The following is a 16191-nucleotide window of genomic DNA, read 5'->3' as shown; positions in this document are numbered from 1 at the left end:
AAGACAGATAGGGGAATGGTCATGAAAGAGAATGAGTTGTATGTTTATCATCTTGTAACGAGGAAGAAAATGAGGCTAGGTCAAATAATTAGCTTTGATAAAAAACAAAAAAATACTCTATATCAATTCTTTTTTGAGAGAGAACAAATAAATGCTAAAGGAGAAGATTTTTTTCAGATTTTACAAGAGAATTATTCAAATGCTGGCTTAGCCCTGAATAAAGAAAATGCGGATGTAACAATTAACTATGCAAATCAAACAATAAGAGCGATAAGAGAAGTAATTGTTGAAATGGTCAGGCTTCAAGAATATCCACAATATCCTTCAAGACTGTCATGTTTATATGCGACAAAAACCTATGAAGATGTAATGAAATGGAAGGAATTATTTGAGAGTTATAATCGGAAGGTTTTGCAGATTGTTAAACTTCAAGTTAATGGTAATTCTTTTGAGGGAGACGGAAACCTTTTGCCAAAAGAGGATGGGGTTCCCTTTTCTCAAAAAATCGAACAAGCTAGAGAATACTGGCAAGGAAATGTAGAAAACGAGCTTTCTGAATTGTTAATTGATGGGAAAATAGAAGTAGTGGAAATTATGGATGATTTCACTACACCGGAAAAGTCAGTTTAGCAAGAAGGAAAATAATAAAAAGCACCGCAAATTGCGGTGCTTTTGTTACTTTATATTAGTCAGCGAAAGCTAAAGCAGCTTCTACTTCGCCCCATGGAATATCCAATGCCTCTGCTACACCTTTACCATAAGCAGGATCTGCTTTATAGCAATGAGTAATGTGACGCAACTGAATGTGTTTGTCAACACCTGCCATGTTTCTTCCCGTGTTATCAAATAATAATTGTTGTTGCTCAGGGCTCATTAATCTAAATAATTTACCTGGTTGCTCGAAATAGTTGTCATCATCTTCACGGAAGTCGTAAATATCCGCTGGACCATCAAGTGCTAGCGCAGGATCTTTGAATTCCGGTTGTGATTTCCATTGACCATAAGTGTTTGGCTCGTAATGAAGTGTTGCACCTAGGTTGCCATCCGTACGCATAGCTCCATCTCTATGGAAAGAGTGAACAGGGCATCTTGGTTGGTTAACTGGAATTTGGTGGTGGTTAACACCTAAACGGTAACGCTGTGCATCTCCATAAGAGAATAGACGGCCTTGTAACATTCTGTCTGGAGAGAAGCTAATACCAGGTACTACGTTTGCAGGTGTAAATGCTGCTTGTTCTACTTCTGCAAAGTAGTTTTCTGGGTTGCGATTTAGTTCCATTTCTCCAACTTCGATTAATGGATAATCTCCTTTGTACCAAACTTTTGTTAAATCGAATGGATTGTCAGGATGATTTCTTGCTTGTTCTTCTGTCATTACTTGAATGTACATTTTCCATTTAGGGAAGTTGCCTTGGTCGATATTTTCTAAAAGATCACGTTGGTGACTTTCACGGTCTTTACCAACTAGTTCTTCCGCTTCTTGGTCTGTTAAATTCTCAATTGGCTGTTGAGAACGCATGTGGAATTTCACCCAAACACGTTCATTGTCCGCGTTAATCATACTGAATGTATGGCTACCAAAACCGTGCATATTACGGTAAGTTGCTGGAATTCCGCGGTCACTCATAACAATTGTTACTTGGTGAAGTGCTTCCGGAAGGGAAGTCCAGAAATCCCAGTTATTATTTGCACTGCGCATATTCGTTCTTGGATCGCGTTTAACAGCATGGTTTAAATCCGGGAAGTTAAGAGGATCACGGAAGAAGAATACTGGTGTGTTGTTTCCAACTAAATCCCAGTTTCCTTGTTCTGTATAGAAACGCATAGAGAATCCGCGAATATCACGTTCTGCGTCAGCTGCTCCACGTTCACCAGCTACAGTTGAGAAACGCACGAACATGTCTGTTTCTTTTCCAACCTCTGAGAAGATTGCTGCTTTCGTATATTTTGTAATATCATTTGTTACGGTAAATTTACCGTATGCAGCAGATCCTTTTGCGTGCATACGACGTTCTGGAATTACTTCTCTATCAAAGTGAGCTAGTTTTTCTAATAACCAAACGTCTTGAAGTAAAAGTGGACCTCTTCTACCAGCAGACATGGAGTTTTGGTTGTCTACTACAGGAGCACCTGCAGCAGTCGTTAATTTGTTGTTTTTTGTATTTTCCGGCATTAATAATTCCTCCTAGATTAGAATCTTTATAATTCAATAATGATTATATCAAACTGGTGGAAATATTGCTAGAAATCAAACGTGACATTTTAATAGTTTTTATTTACTATTAATTTTGATCTATCTGACTAGATAGCTGATTCGTTAATATAACAAACTTAACGTTAAATTAGTAGGTCAAATAATGTACTGTCCTTATTTACTTCTTTGTACGAAAATCCATTCTCAGTTAATCGAGAAATAAGACCATTATAATCTTCTTTATGTTTTAATTCGATTCCTACTAGAGCTGGACCGCTTTCTTTGTTGTTTTTCTTCGTATATTCAAATGTTGTGATATCATCCTCTGGTCCAAGCACTTTATCTAAAAATTGGCGGAGTGCTCCTGCTCTTTGTGGGAAATTCACGATAAAGTAGTAGAGTAGTCCTTCATACATAAGCGATTTTTCTTTTATTTCTTGCATTCTACCAATATCGTTATTACCACCACTTATGACACATACAACTGATTTTCCTTTGATTTCTTCTTTATAAAAGTCGAGCGCGGCAATCGGTAGTGCACCGGCTGGTTCTGCGATAATGGCATGTTTATTGTACAAATCCAAAATAGTTGTACAAACTTTTCCTTCAGGTACGAGCACGATATCATCTACATATTTTTTACATGTTTCGTAAGTTAAACTTCCAGCGCATTGCACAGCAGCACCGTCTACAAATTTATCGATTGTCTCTAGAACAACTGGCCCCTCATTTCCAAAAGCAGCTTTCATACTTCCAGCTCCGGCCGGTTCTACACCGATTATTTTCGTAAAAGGCGAGAGGTTCTTTATATAAGTAGAAACTCCGGCTATTAGTCCGCCACCGCCAATACTGCCAAATACATAATCCATTGGCTCTTCGATATCATTCATGATTTCTACTGCGACGGTACCTTGACCTGCGATGATATCTAAGTCATCGAATGGATGGATGAAAATTCTGTTTTCTGTCTCTGCAAAAGCAGTTGCGCTCGCTGCGGAATCATCAAATGTATCACCTGCAAGGGTAATCTTCACATACTCGCGACCAAACATTTTCACTTGGTCAATTTTTTGTTTGGGTGTTGTTAACGGCATGAATATATTAGCCGAAATTCTCAATTGGGCGCATGCATAAGCTACGCCTTGTGCGTGATTTCCAGCGCTAGCACAAACGACTCCTTTTTCCCTTGCTTCTTGTTCTATTGTTTTAACTTTGTAATAAGCGCCTCTTAGTTTAAAAGAACGAACATGTTGTAAATCCTCTCTTTTAATGTAAATGGTCGCTCCGTATTTTTCTGATAAGTAATCATTTTTTTGCAAAGGGGTGTGTACAACCACATCCTTTAAAAATTGATGTGCAATAAGTACATTTTCTACGTGAATGGTTTTTGTGTTTGTTACTTGCATAATATTGATGCCAACCTCCAATTTAATTTAAACATTTATTCATTTTAACACACTAAATCGTGAAAATTCTAGATTTGTGGGATAATTCTTAATAATATATCGATAGTGTCATAATAGTTACTTGAAAACGGTATTCAGCATGTATAAAGCATGAAAAATTCTAGTAGGCTCTTTTATTTTTTGGGTGTATAGTGGAGTAATAGAGTGGGTACAAAGGGGAAAGGAAGTTGCTGCTTGAAAAAAATTTGGAACAATTCGACTGTGTTGCTTTTATTTCTAGTTTTTTTATGGGGTGCCAGTTGGCCGATTTATAAATTTACATTACCGTCAACTCCACCTTTATTGTTTGCGGGAATGCGAGCTGTGATCGGTGGGGCTTTACTAGGAATTATTTTGTTGAAACGATTAGATAGGATTAATTGGCGTGAAAATAGGCGTTTGTATTGTATTACGGCTTTATTTAATACAATCTTGTTTTTCGGTATACAAACGGTTGGGCTAAATTATTTACCTGGTGGATTGTTTTCTATTCTTGTTTATTTTCAACCGGTGCTTTTAGGATTGTTTGCTTGGATCTGGTTAGGGGAACAGATGAATGCAGTTAAAATAATCGGACTACTCATTGGTTTTCTAGGAATTGTCGTTGTAAGTCTGGATGGATTAACTTTTCATGTATCTGTAATAGGTGTTGCTTTAGGCTTGGTAACTGCGGTATGTTGGGCTTTCGGCGTAATTTATGTAAAAAAAGTAAACCATCGATTAGATGCTTATTGGATGGTTTCATTACAATCGATTATTGGTGGGGCATTTTTATTAGGGACCGGCACTGTTTTTGAAAGTTGGTCGGATATTATTTGGAATGGTAGATACTTATTTGGAGTCAGTTTTGGCGCTGTTTTTGGCATTCCAATAGCCTATATTATTTATTACAAGCTGATTAATGAAGGGGAGGCAAGTAAAGTTGGTGCTTTTACTTTCCTTGTTCCAATTATCGCTGTATTTTTAGGAGTTGTATTTTTGGGCGAACCAATTACTTATTTGCTTCTGATTGGATTAGTAATGGTGGGATTAAGTATTTTAATCGTTAATTATCGAGGGAACAAGGAGCTTCTTAGCTTTAGAAAAACAAATAACAAAATAAAGGAGAGCATATGAAAAATAAAACGGTTGTCCGTTCAATGGATATTTTAAACTTGTTTATGGAGCATGCTGCGTTGTCATTTCAAGACATCATTGAACTATCGAGTATTCCCAAAACATCGGTTTATCGAATGCTCTTAACTTTAGAAGAAATGGGTTTTATAGAGAAAGGAGATGATTCAAAATATCGTTTAGGACTACTATTTCTTACTTACGGAAATCTGGTTTCTTCGAGATTGGATCTTCGTCAAATTGCCTATCCTATTATGCAAGCATTACATAAAGAGTTAAAAGAAGCGATTAATCTAATCGTTAAACAAGGCGATGAAGCGATTTATATTGAAAAGGTTGATGTTTTTCAAAAAGTACGTTTGTATACTGCGATCGGTAGAAGAAGTCCGTTATATGCTGGGGCTTGCTCGAGAGTGATATTATCATTTTTGCAGGAGGAGGAAATAGAAAGTTATTTAGAAAATATCCAATTAGAACCTTTCGCAATAGGTACAATTATTAACAAAGAACAATTGATAGAGAGTATCCAAAGTGCAAGAACTAGTGGCTATACTATTAGTCATTCAGAGTTAGAAAATCATACATCAGCAATCGCAGCACCTATTTTCAATTATAAAGGGGAAGTTATTGCTGGAATTAGTATTGCTGGAATTGAAGCGAATTACCAGAATGAAAACGAAGCGATTTTCTCTCAAAAAATAATGGCAGCTGCAAATGAAATATCCGAAAAACTAGGATATGTTAGATAAGAAAAAGTCCTCTAAAATGATTGGAGGACTTTTTTTGTTTAATGAAATAATTTATATTGTATAGCCGTTTTTACGTTATTTATGAACTGTTCATTTTGTAATAAAGCAGTTTCAGCTTCTTTCAATGTAACCTCCTTAAATCGAATGGTCATTCCTGGCTGGAGTTGTGCCAAACTTGGTAAATCTGCAGTAATTACTTGTCCAAATTTAGGATAGCCTCCAGTAGTTTGTCTGTCTGCCATTAGGATAATAGGTTGACCACTAGGTGGGATTTGAATTGTACCAAATGTCACACCTTCTGATAATAGTTCGAATTTCTCCGAAAGTGAGAGAGGAGGACCTTCTATTCGATATCCCATGCGATCCGACTGAACTGTTAACGTATAAGGTTGTTGGAAAAATGTTTGCCGGCTTTCTTTGTCAAATCGGTCAAACTCTGTGCCTTTTAGTACACGAATGATCGGTTCTTGTCTAAAGTTTATTAGTTCATTGAAATTAACGGACCAAGGGACATTTTTATCATCTAATTGTTTGAGCAGTGCTTCACTAAGCGTGCTTTTGACACCGATGTTTAGTTTATCTCCTTTTTGCAGAGCTCTGCCTTCGAATCCACCAATATTCGCTCGGATATATGTACTTTTACTTCCCATCATTTGCGGGATATCTATGCCACCTGCGAAAGCGATATAGGCTCTACTTCCTTTAATGGCCGAATGGAACTTTAAGATAGCATTTTTCTTTACGAGCACAGGACGCCACAAAGGGACAATTTTTCCATCAATCGTCGCAAGAAAATCGCCTCCGGTAATGGCGATTAACGTATCTTCTTCCAATTGAAGCGTTGTTCCGTATATTGTAATCTCGAGCGCAGCCTCGTTCTCTTTATTGCCAACTAAAATATTGGAAAGGCGTAAAGAATAACTGTCCATTGCACCACTAACAATAACTCCGTACTTCTGAGAACCATATCTTCCGATGTCTTGAACTGTTGTTAGCAGTCCTGGATGCAATACTTTTATACTCATTGTTTCATCTCCTTATACTCTAAGTATTCACTAGGAGAAATCGGAACAAATTTAATCTTATCTCCTGGTTGGAGTAAAGTAGGGGGAGAGATTTTAGGTAAAAACAAATCTAGTGGCGTTCTTCCAATAATTTGCCATCCACCAGGAGTTTCCAGAGGATAAATTCCAGTCTGTTTACCAGCAATGCCTACAGATCCAGGCGGTATGAATAACCTAGGTGTTTCTTTTCGAGGTGTTGCAATGCGAGTATCCATTCCACCCATAAAAGGAAACCCAGGAGCAAAACCTAGCATATATACCAAACATTCTCCTTCAGCATGAATTTGAATAACTTCTTGTGGAGTCAGATTGTGATACTGGGCAACATCTTCTAGATCAGGTCCCAACTCTCCCCCATAACATACCGGTATGGACACAATTCTTGGACTTTCCTTTTTATTGATCTTCACTTGCTTCACTATATGGTTTATATGGTTACATACTTTTACAAAAGCAGTTGATGTCCCTATTTGGGATGTATGCACAATGTATGGATCGTAATAGACAGTTATATTATTGTAAGCAGGCACCAGTTCAATGAATCCTTCAAATGGTTGATTGGTTAATAGTCCTGAAAGATTCTTCACTTTTTCGTGAATAGTTGGATCCATACCTTCCCCAAGCTGTACGATTAGTGCGGAATCACCCAATGGTTTCATGGTGGCTTTTATCTGTTGGTTGGGCACAAAAACAGCTCCTTTAGTTTCGAAATATGGTACTTGAGTTCCTAAAAATGAATTATATTAATAATTATAATTCTCTAAAAACAAATTACAAGTTAAATAATATCTTAACGTTATATAGAGCTAAATCAAAATAGTATCTATTCAGAAAAATCTAACTGTGCTAAAATTGTTTTATGTTTCAAAACGTAAGTTCCGTATTTCGGAACAAAAGTATTTTCGCAGTACAATTATTTACTTCAGGAGGGGATAAGAATGTTTCGAGTAGATTTAAATTGTGATCTTGGGGAAAGTTTTGGGAGATATAAACTAGGAGAACAAAAGGAAATATTGAAATATGTAACTTCCGCTAATATTGCATGTGGATTTCATGCGGGAGATCCGAGTGTTATGCGGGAAACCGTCAAGTTAGCAATTGAAAATGGGGTAAAGATAGGTGCTCATCCTGGATTGCCCGATTTAAATGGATTTGGTAGAAGAGAAATGAATATAACTCCTCAAGAAGCCTATGACCTCGTTGTTTATCAAATTGGCGCTTTAAATGGGTTTTTAGCTACTGTTGGAGAGCGGATGCAACATGTGAAGCCTCATGGAGCTTTGTATAATATGGCTTCAAAAGACTCGGAGCTCGCCAAAGCAATAGCTCAAGCTGTATATGATGTTTCTCCTAAATTAGTATTATTCGGTTTAGCAGGTAGTAAACTAACGGATGCTGGAGAGAAAATTGGCTTACATACAGCCCATGAAGTATTCGCAGACCGTACTTATCAGTCAGATGGATCACTAACTTCTCGTCAACAAACGGATGCACTTATAACGGACAAGGATCATTCCGTTGCACAAGTAGTTAAAATGGTCACTGAAGGAAAAGTAATTTCTCAACAACATACAGAAGTATTGATAAACGCTGATACAGTTTGTATTCATGGGGATGGGGAACACGCTGTATCTTTTGCTAAATATATTAAAGAAACTTTGGAGAGTAACAGTATTGTAGTTTCCGCAGTGTTCGATTAAGGGGAGAATTGGTATGGGAAAGCAAAAAATAGAGACAACTAATACTAATAAGAAAGTCGGGAAAAGCGTCTTACTGGGTGCAGCATTCTTAATGGCCACATCATCTATAGGACCAGGATTTTTAACCCAAACAACGGTCTTCACTCAGCAGCTTGCAGCTAGTTTTGGATTCGTTATATTAATTTCTTTATTGCTCGATATTTTTGCACAAGTGAATGTGTGGAGGATCATCGCGGTTTCAGGTTTACGTGGACAGGAAATCGCAAACAAAGTAATACCTGGACTCGGGGTACTTTTAGCAATTCTCATCGTCATGGGTGGACTAGCATTCAATATTGGAAATGTAGCCGGAGCAGGACTAGGTTTAAATGCAATGCTTGGTTTGGATCCGATTAAAGGGGCTATAATCAGTGCGGCATTTGCAATCTTTATATTTGTTGTAAAAGAAGCAGGAAAAGCGATGGATAAAGTTGCTCAATTTGCCGGTTTTGTAATGATCATATTAATGGTATATGTGGCTTTCATTACATCACCTCCGGTTGGTGAAGCAGTTATCAATACATTTGCTCCAGCTGAAATAAGTATATTCGCTATAGTGACACTTGTTGGTGGTACAGTTGGAGGATATATTACTTTTGCAGGGGGGCACCGCCTATTAGATGCTGGTGTTAAAGGTGTGGAATCGTTGCCACAGGTGACAAAAAGTTCTGTAACTGGAATTGCTGTGACAGGCGTCATGCGAATTGCTCTATTTTTAGCGGTACTTGGTGTTGTGAGTCAAGGATTGGCAATTGATCCGGCAAATCCACCGGCATCCGTCTTTCAACTCGCAGCGGGTGAGATTGGTTTTAGGATGTTTGGAGTTATTATGTGGGCTGCTGCCATCACATCTGTGGTAGGAGCGGCTTATACATCTGTCTCATTTATTCGTTCATTCCATCCAATGATTGAAAAATACCATAACTGGATAATTATATTATTCATTTTAGTATCGACCATAACATTTGCTTTAGTTGGACGACCGGTCAATATTCTCCTTCTTGTTGGTGCGCTAAATGCACTAATTTTACCGTTAGCGCTTGGAACCATGTTGGTAGCTGCCCACAAGAAAAATATAGTAGGCGATTATAAGCATCCACTTTGGTTAACGATCACAGGGGGATTAGTAGTCGTTATAATGGGAGTGTTAGGTATTATCACGTTAATTGAACAAATTCCATTGCTATTTAAATAAAGAGGAGTGTGTGATGAAGATGTTAAATTTTGAAACTATGTCGCCAAATGACTTGCGCGCCAAAATTCGTGCTCGAGAAATCACTGGTCCTACTGCAGGAATGGCAAAAGGTTATACACAAGCGAATTTAGCTATCTTAAAGAAAGAGCATGCATTTGACTTTTTATTATTTTGTCAGAGAAATCCAAAATCCTGCCCTTTAGTGGATGTAACAGAGATAGGATCATATACGCCAAGTTTAATTGGAAATGAAGCAGATATTCGAACGGATATTCCTAAATACCGCATTTATAAAGACGGTGTTTTTACGGATGAGGTTACGGATATTAAAGGATACTGGGAAGAGGATATGGTCGCATTTTTGATCGGCTGTAGTTTCACATTCGAAACACCTTTACTTGAAGCTGGTATTCCAATCAGGCATATCGAAGAAGAATGTAATGTGCCGATGTATAAAACAAATATTGCGTGTGAAAAAGCAGGAGTTTTTGAAGGGCCTATGGTAGTAAGTATGCGTCCGATGTCTCATAAGGATGCAATTCGCGCCGTTCAAATCACTTCTCGATTCCCTGGTGTGCATGGGGCACCGATTCATATTGGAGACCCGGCACAGATTGGAATTTCGGATATTGAAAAACCAGATTTTGGAGATGCCGTAACGATAAAAGAAGGAGAAATCCCTGTATTCTGGGCTTGTGGAGTTACACCACAAGCGGTTGCAATGCAAAGTAAACCTTCGATTATGATTACGCATGCACCCGGTTGTATGTTCATCAGTGATTTAAAAGATGAAAAATTAAGTGTTCTATAATAGATTTTTTCCTAACAACTAATAAAAGACAGGGAATCGTGAAACACACGATTTCCTGTCTTTTTCAAAAGATAAGAAAGTATATACTTTTTACTCAGTGTCGATCTAGCTCCAGCGCTTTGCACCTCGGGGTCAAATGTGAAAAAGCTGCTCCTGCGCAAGCTCGTCGCAAACAAAATCGCTTGTGGTGGCTGGGGAACTGCCTCCTTGACCCGCACGATGCGGGTCATGTCTGCTTTGCCACAGGATGTGGCGCACTTTGCAGACTTACCACATCCCCAATTGCCTGTCGGAGCAGACATAGGCGCTTGCGCTTTTCTTATTGGTACTGTCCGAGTACAGCAAAAAAACGCACAACGAATTGATGAAACACTTTTTCAGAAGGAGACAACTCTCTGGTGGAGGGGCTAATGATGCCTACTGTTCTCCTAATAATCGGCGATTCAATGGGTAGCTTCACTGTAAAACGTGGGGTTGCATTATAGAAAGAACTTTCTGGTAGAAGGCTTACCCCCATACCGGCTGCAACTAATCCTTTTATAGCATCCATATCTTCCCCTTCGGAAGAGGTGTTAGGAGTGAACCCTACGGAATTACAAGCATCTAGTGCAATCTTACGTAATATATATCCTTCTGGAAATAAAATAAAATCATCCTCCAGCAAATCCTTTAAATGAATTTTCTCTCGTTTTGCCAATCGATGAGAAGTGGGCAACAGTGCCGAAAAATTTTCGGTGAATAAGATGGATGTGTTGATCGAATGATCCTTAGGCGGAAGAGGTCCTAGGAATGCCAGATTCAGCTCTCGATTTTTCACAGCGTCTATTAAATAATGATAAGACCCTTGTCTCAAATGAAAGGCGACATGCGGGTATTCTTTTTTAAATGCGGAAATAACAGTCGGCAAAAAATGGCCTGCTAAACTAGTAGGAAAGCCTATTTTAATCGTCCCTTTATCCGGATCCAAATATTCATCGATTTGCTTTTTTGCATAATCGATTGCCTGTAATGCGGAAATGCAATGCTCTAAAAAAATCTTCCCTATTGGTGTCAGTTTCACATTTCTCCCAACACGTTCAAATAATTCGACGCCAAGCTCGTCTTCTAAATTGGCGATTTGCCTACTAACTGCTGACTGAGCTACATGCAAATGAATGGCCGCATCCGAAATATGTTCCCGTTCGGCTACTTCGATAAAGTACCTCAACTGGCGTATTTCCATCGTTTCCTCCTAATCTATCTAAAATGTAGATGATTTATATCCAAATTATATATTGTTTGTATTAGTTTGAAAACATACAATATTCCTAAGTTAGTTTTTCTAGAAGATGGAGGGATTCACATGACATTTCATCAAATACCAAAAGCACAAGGCATGTACGATCCTGCGTTTGAACATGACGCATGTGGGATAGGTTTATATGCACATATAAAAGGTAAGCAAACACATGACATTGTCAAAAAAGGATTAGAAATGTTATGCAGACTAGATCACCGTGCAGGGCGAGGCAGCGATGGTCAAACTGGGGATGGTGCTGGTTTAATGGTACAAATTCCAGATGTCTATTTTCGTGTTGTTTGTAACAAATGGAATTTGCCGGAAAGCGGGGCATACGGCGTAGGAATGCTATTTTTTACAAATAACACGGAAGAACGCCAAGCGATTGAGCAAAAAATAAATGAGACAATCGTGGCAGAGGGGCAAGAGCTTATCGGCTGGCGAACGGTGCCTATAAACGCAGAATGCTTAAGTGAAAAAGCAAAAGAGACGGCACCAGTCGTTCGTCAAGTATTTATCAAAGCAGTAAATACAGCTGACTCACTTGCATTTGAACGGAAATTATACGTCATCAGAAAACAAGTGGAGCACTGGGCGCATCTACAAGAAAAGAAATTTTATTGCGCGAGTCTTTCTAGTCAAACAATTGTTTATAAAGGATTACTCACTCCCGAAGAAGTGGATCTTTTTTACGTAGATTTGCAAGATGAATTATTTATGTCTGCATTTTCGTTAGTACATTCTCGTTACAGTACCAATACGTTTCCTAGCTGGGAAAGAGCTCATCCAAACCGATATATCGTCCACAACGGGGAAATCAATACGTTACGGGGAAACATTAACTGGATGAAAGCACGAGAACAACAATTTGTATCGAAAGCATTTGGAGAAGATCTTCCAAAATTATTACCGATTATTGATACAAACGGAAGTGACTCTTCTATGCTTGATAACGCGTTTGAATTTTTTGTACTTGCGGGTAGAACACCTGCCCATACAGCGATGATGTTAATACCTGAGCCTTGGACAGAAAACCCACATATTAGTGAGGAGAAAAAAGCTTTCTATGCCTATCACAGCAGCTTAATGGAGCCTTGGGATGGACCGACAGCCATTTCATTTACAGATGGTAAGCAAATTGGAGCTATATTAGATCGAAATGGATTACGTCCGGCTCGCTATTATGTGACAAAAGATGATTATATTATTTTTTCTTCTGAAGTAGGCGTAGTAGATGTAGAGGAAGACAATATTTTGATCAAAGAACGTTTAAGTCCAGGAAAGATGTTACTTGTCGATTTGGAGCAAGGACGTATTATTTCAGACGAAGAAATTAAATCCGATATGGCAAATGCACTACCGTATGGTAAGTGGTTAAACGAAAATTTAGTATCGATTTCACCTGAAAATGAAAAAACCGAGCAAATAGAGGATCTCTTATTCAAACAAAAAGTATTTGGTTACACATATGAGGATATTCAAAAATATATCGTTCCGCTCGCTCTAGACGGGAAAGACCCAATTGGCTCAATGGGTAGTGATACACCACTTGCCGTGTTATCGGATCGACCGCAATCGCTATTTAATTATTTTAAACAACTGTTTGCACAAGTTACGAATCCTCCAATCGATTCAATCAGAGAGCATATTGTCACCTCGACGATGACACTGCTTGGAGCAGAAGGAGATTTACTGCAACCAGCAGAACAAAATAGTAAACGAATCTTTTTGGATACACCAATTTTAACCAATTGCCAACTTAAACAACTAAGAGGCATGAAGTCAAAACATTTTCAAAGTGCCACTATCTATCTTGATATGTCAGAAGACTTAGAAAATAATTTGAATACTATTACTAATATTGCGGATGAATATATAGCACAGGGAATAAGCTTGCTTATCCTATCTGACCGACAGTCAGATGTAAATCATACAACCATTCCCGTTTTACTCGCAGCAAGCAGTCTACACCAGCATTTACTACGTACAGGGAATCGAACGAAAGTAAGTATTATCGTGGAGTCTGGAGAGGCAAGAGAGGTACATCAATTCGCTACGCTAATCGGTTACGGCGTAGATGCGATCAACCCATATCTTGCTTTTGCAACGATCGCAGAAGCAATCGAAAATGGGCATATTACGATAAGCTACACAGAAGCCGTAGCAAAATATAGTAAAGGCATAGCTGATGGTGTCGTCAAAGTAATGTCGAAAATGGGAATATCCACTGTTCAAAGTTACCGTGGTGCACAAGTTTTTGAAGCGGTAGGCATTAGTAAAGAAGTGATCGATCGCTATTTCACAGGAACTGCTTCTCAAATAGGTGGAATCAATCTAGAAACAATTGCTGAAGAAGCAATTAAACGATATCAAGCAGCACACGAATCGAAGGAGGCTTCTTTAGAATCGGGTAGTGATTTTCAGTGGAGAAGCACAGGAGAACATCATGCATTCAATCCGAAAACGATTCATACGCTCCAGTGGGCCACTCGCAGAGGGGATTATGGATTATACCGACAATATGCTGAAATGGCGAACGAAGAACGGATCGGATTTTTACGTAATTTATTGACATTCAAAAAAGATGCTACACGTATCCCGTTAGATCAAGTGGAGTCAGTAGATTCGATTGTTAAACGATTTAAAACAGGAGCGATGTCATTTGGTTCACTAAGCAAAGAAGCCCATGAAACACTAGCAATTGCCATGAACCGAATTGGTGGGAAAAGTAATAGTGGGGAAGGTGGAGAGCATCCAAGCCGCTATGAACTAGATCTAAACGGAGATAATCGTCGCAGTGCTATCAAACAAATTGCATCTGGTCGATTCGGTGTAAAAAGCCATTATTTAGTGCAAGCAGATGAGCTGCAGATCAAAATGGCGCAAGGCGCAAAACCGGGAGAAGGAGGCCAGTTACCTGGCAATAAAGTCTATCCATGGGTAGCGGATGTTCGTGGTTCAACAACTGGAGTTGGATTAATATCTCCACCTCCACATCATGATATTTATTCGATTGAGGATATGGCGCAATTAATTCATGACTTAAAAAATGCAAATAGAGCTGCACGGATTAGTGTAAAATTAGTTGCTAAATCAGGTGTTGGAACAATCGCAGCAGGTGTCGCTAAAGGTGCGGCAGATGTCATTGTTATTAGTGGATATGACGGAGGAACGGGTGCTTCCCCTAAAACAAGTATTAAACATACGGGGCTGCCATGGGAACTCGGTCTTGCCGAAGCCCACCAAACGTTAATGTTAAACGGACTTCGTGATCGAGTCAGACTCGAAACGGATGGAAAATTGATGACTGGTAAAGACGTTGTAATGGCTGCTCTACTTGGTGCAGAGGAATATGGTTTTGCCACTGCTCCACTTATCGTCTTAGGGTGTGTCATGATGCGGGCTTGTCATTTAGATACTTGCCCGGTTGGTATTGCTACGCAAAATCCAGAGCTCCGTGATAAATTCACTGGAAGTGCAGATTACGTGGTTAACTTTATGAAATTTGTAGCAGAAGAAGTACGAGAATATATGGCGTTACTTGGTTTTAGAACAGTAGAAGAAATGGTAGGACGTACGGATGTGCTAGAAGTAAGCGATCGTGCAAAAAATCATTGGAAAGCGAAACAGCTGAATTTATCGGCCCTTCTTTATCAACCGGAAGGAACTCGAACGTTTAAAACAGTTCAAAATCATAAAATAGAACAAACTTTTGACTTAACACAATTGTTACCAAAAGTAGAGCATGCAATCTTAAGCGAATCGAAAGTGGACTTAAATTATCCAATCGCAAACACAGATCGTGTAGTAGGAACGATCATTGGAAGCGAAATTTCTAAATTATATGGAGCTAGAGGGTTAGCGGAGGATTCGATCACCCTTCGATTTACAGGGGCAGCTGGGCAAAGTTTCGGTGCATTTGTTCCAAAAGGGATGTCGATGTATGTAACAGGGGATGTTAATGATTATTTTGGAAAAGGTTTATCTGGAGGAAAACTAATAGTTTCAGCGCCGCTAAAAGGTACTGCAGAAGAAAATGTGATTGCTGGAAACGTTACGCTTTACGGTGCGACAAGTGGAACTGCATTTATAAATGGTCGTGCAGGGGAGCGCTTTGCAGTTCGTAATAGTGGAGTAGATGTTGTTGTAGAAGGAATTGGGGATCACGGATGTGAATATATGACGGGAGGTCGTGCTGTCATACTAGGGGATGTTGGAAAGAATTTCGGCGCAGGAATGTCAGGCGGGATTGCGTATGTACTTGTAGATGATGACTTGGACGGATTTAAACAAAAATGCAACATGGAAATGATCGGATTGGAACGAATAGTACTGTCAGAAGAACGGCATGAAATTCGCCAATTAATAATGGATCATTACTATTACACAAAGAGCACGAAAGCGATGAACATACTGGATCAGTGGGATGTATTTGTTCAAAAGTTCGTAAAAGTAGTACCGAATGATTACAAATTGATGCTTACTAAAATTGCCGATTTAAAACGCAATGGTTTGACAGATGATGCAGCGGCAATGCAGGCATTTTTAGCTACTTCTGCAAAGCAAGAAAAGAAGCAAACTGTACTTGCGAAAAAATAAGAG

At 38.9% G+C, this 16191-nt stretch carries 12 protein-coding genes; 7 read left to right on the top strand and 5 right to left on the bottom strand.

Annotated elements, in window-relative coordinates; all coding sequences use genetic code 11:
* The first annotated feature begins 21 nt into the window (after positions 1–21).
* Positions 22–630, top strand: coding sequence for a DUF2441 domain-containing protein (locus tag FG382_RS01675; protein ID WP_142537136.1), 609 nt, complete (start codon positions 22–24; stop codon positions 628–630).
* A gap of 55 nt (positions 631–685) precedes the next feature.
* Here the strand turns inward: FG382_RS01675 and FG382_RS01670 are convergent, their stop codons facing one another.
* A complete protein-coding gene (locus FG382_RS01670; RefSeq protein WP_142537135.1) occupies positions 686–2173 on the bottom strand; it encodes a catalase in 1488 nt (495 codons plus the stop codon).
* Between the two features lie 164 nt (positions 2174–2337).
* On the bottom strand, positions 2338–3600 hold the full coding sequence (gene ilvA, locus FG382_RS01665; RefSeq protein WP_142537134.1) for a threonine ammonia-lyase IlvA: 1263 nt from the start codon (positions 3598–3600) through the stop codon (positions 2338–2340).
* Positions 3601–3834: 234 nt separating this feature from the next.
* On the opposite strand from ilvA, the gene FG382_RS01660 reads away from it, so the two are divergent.
* On the top strand, positions 3835–4755 hold the full coding sequence (locus FG382_RS01660; protein WP_142537133.1) for a DMT family transporter: 921 nt from the start codon (positions 3835–3837) through the stop codon (positions 4753–4755).
* Complete coding sequence (locus FG382_RS01655) at positions 4752–5501, top strand: IclR family transcriptional regulator (RefSeq protein ID WP_142537132.1); 750 nt, start codon at positions 4752–4754, stop codon at positions 5499–5501. The genes FG382_RS01660 and FG382_RS01655 overlap by 4 nt, the downstream gene beginning before the upstream one ends.
* A gap of 38 nt (positions 5502–5539) precedes the next feature.
* Here the strand turns inward: FG382_RS01655 and FG382_RS01650 are convergent, their stop codons facing one another.
* Both FG382_RS01650 and pxpB read right to left on the bottom strand, forming a co-directional pair.
* Complete coding sequence (locus FG382_RS01650; RefSeq protein WP_142537131.1) at positions 5540–6526, bottom strand: 5-oxoprolinase subunit C family protein; 987 nt, start codon at positions 6524–6526, stop codon at positions 5540–5542.
* Positions 6523–7224: a 5-oxoprolinase subunit PxpB gene (gene pxpB, locus FG382_RS01645; protein ID WP_188713313.1), complete on the bottom strand. Its 702-nt coding sequence runs from the start codon at positions 7222–7224 to the stop codon at positions 6523–6525. Before pxpB ends, FG382_RS01650 begins: the two co-directional genes overlap by 4 nt.
* Before the next feature lie 279 nt (positions 7225–7503).
* On the opposite strand from pxpB, the gene FG382_RS01640 reads away from it, so the two are divergent.
* From FG382_RS01640 to FG382_RS01630, 3 genes are read left to right on the top strand one after another with little or no spacing between them, the layout of a single operon-like run.
* Positions 7504–8265, top strand: a complete 762-nt coding sequence (locus FG382_RS01640; RefSeq protein ID WP_142537129.1) for a LamB/YcsF family protein — start codon at positions 7504–7506, stop codon at positions 8263–8265.
* Between the two features lie 13 nt (positions 8266–8278).
* On the top strand, positions 8279–9499 hold the full coding sequence (locus tag FG382_RS01635; protein ID WP_142537128.1) for an NRAMP family divalent metal transporter: 1221 nt from the start codon (positions 8279–8281) through the stop codon (positions 9497–9499).
* A 19-nt stretch (positions 9500–9518) separates the two neighbouring features.
* Positions 9519–10310 carry a putative hydro-lyase gene (locus FG382_RS01630; protein WP_142537398.1) on the top strand — a complete coding sequence of 264 codons (792 nt, stop codon included), beginning with the start codon at positions 9519–9521 and terminating at the stop codon, positions 10308–10310.
* A gap of 319 nt (positions 10311–10629) precedes the next feature.
* On the opposite strand, the gene gltC is transcribed toward FG382_RS01630, so the two are convergent.
* Positions 10630–11532: a glutamate biosynthesis transcriptional regulator GltC gene (gene gltC, locus FG382_RS01625; protein WP_142537127.1), complete on the bottom strand. Its 903-nt coding sequence runs from the start codon at positions 11530–11532 to the stop codon at positions 10630–10632.
* Between the two features lie 120 nt (positions 11533–11652).
* Between gltC and gltB the strand changes: the two genes are divergently transcribed.
* Positions 11653–16188 carry a glutamate synthase large subunit gene (gene gltB / locus FG382_RS01620; RefSeq protein WP_142537126.1) on the top strand — a complete coding sequence of 1512 codons (4536 nt, stop codon included), beginning with the start codon at positions 11653–11655 and terminating at the stop codon, positions 16186–16188.
* The last annotated feature ends 3 nt before the right edge of the window (positions 16189–16191 follow it).

Origin of the sequence: Psychrobacillus lasiicapitis, from assembly GCF_006861795.1 — a bacterium.
GTDB lineage: Bacteria > Bacillota > Bacilli > Bacillales_A > Planococcaceae > Psychrobacillus > Psychrobacillus lasiicapitis.
Note: the sequence above shows the minus strand (reverse complement) of the source record. Positions and strands in the feature narration are given on the sequence as shown.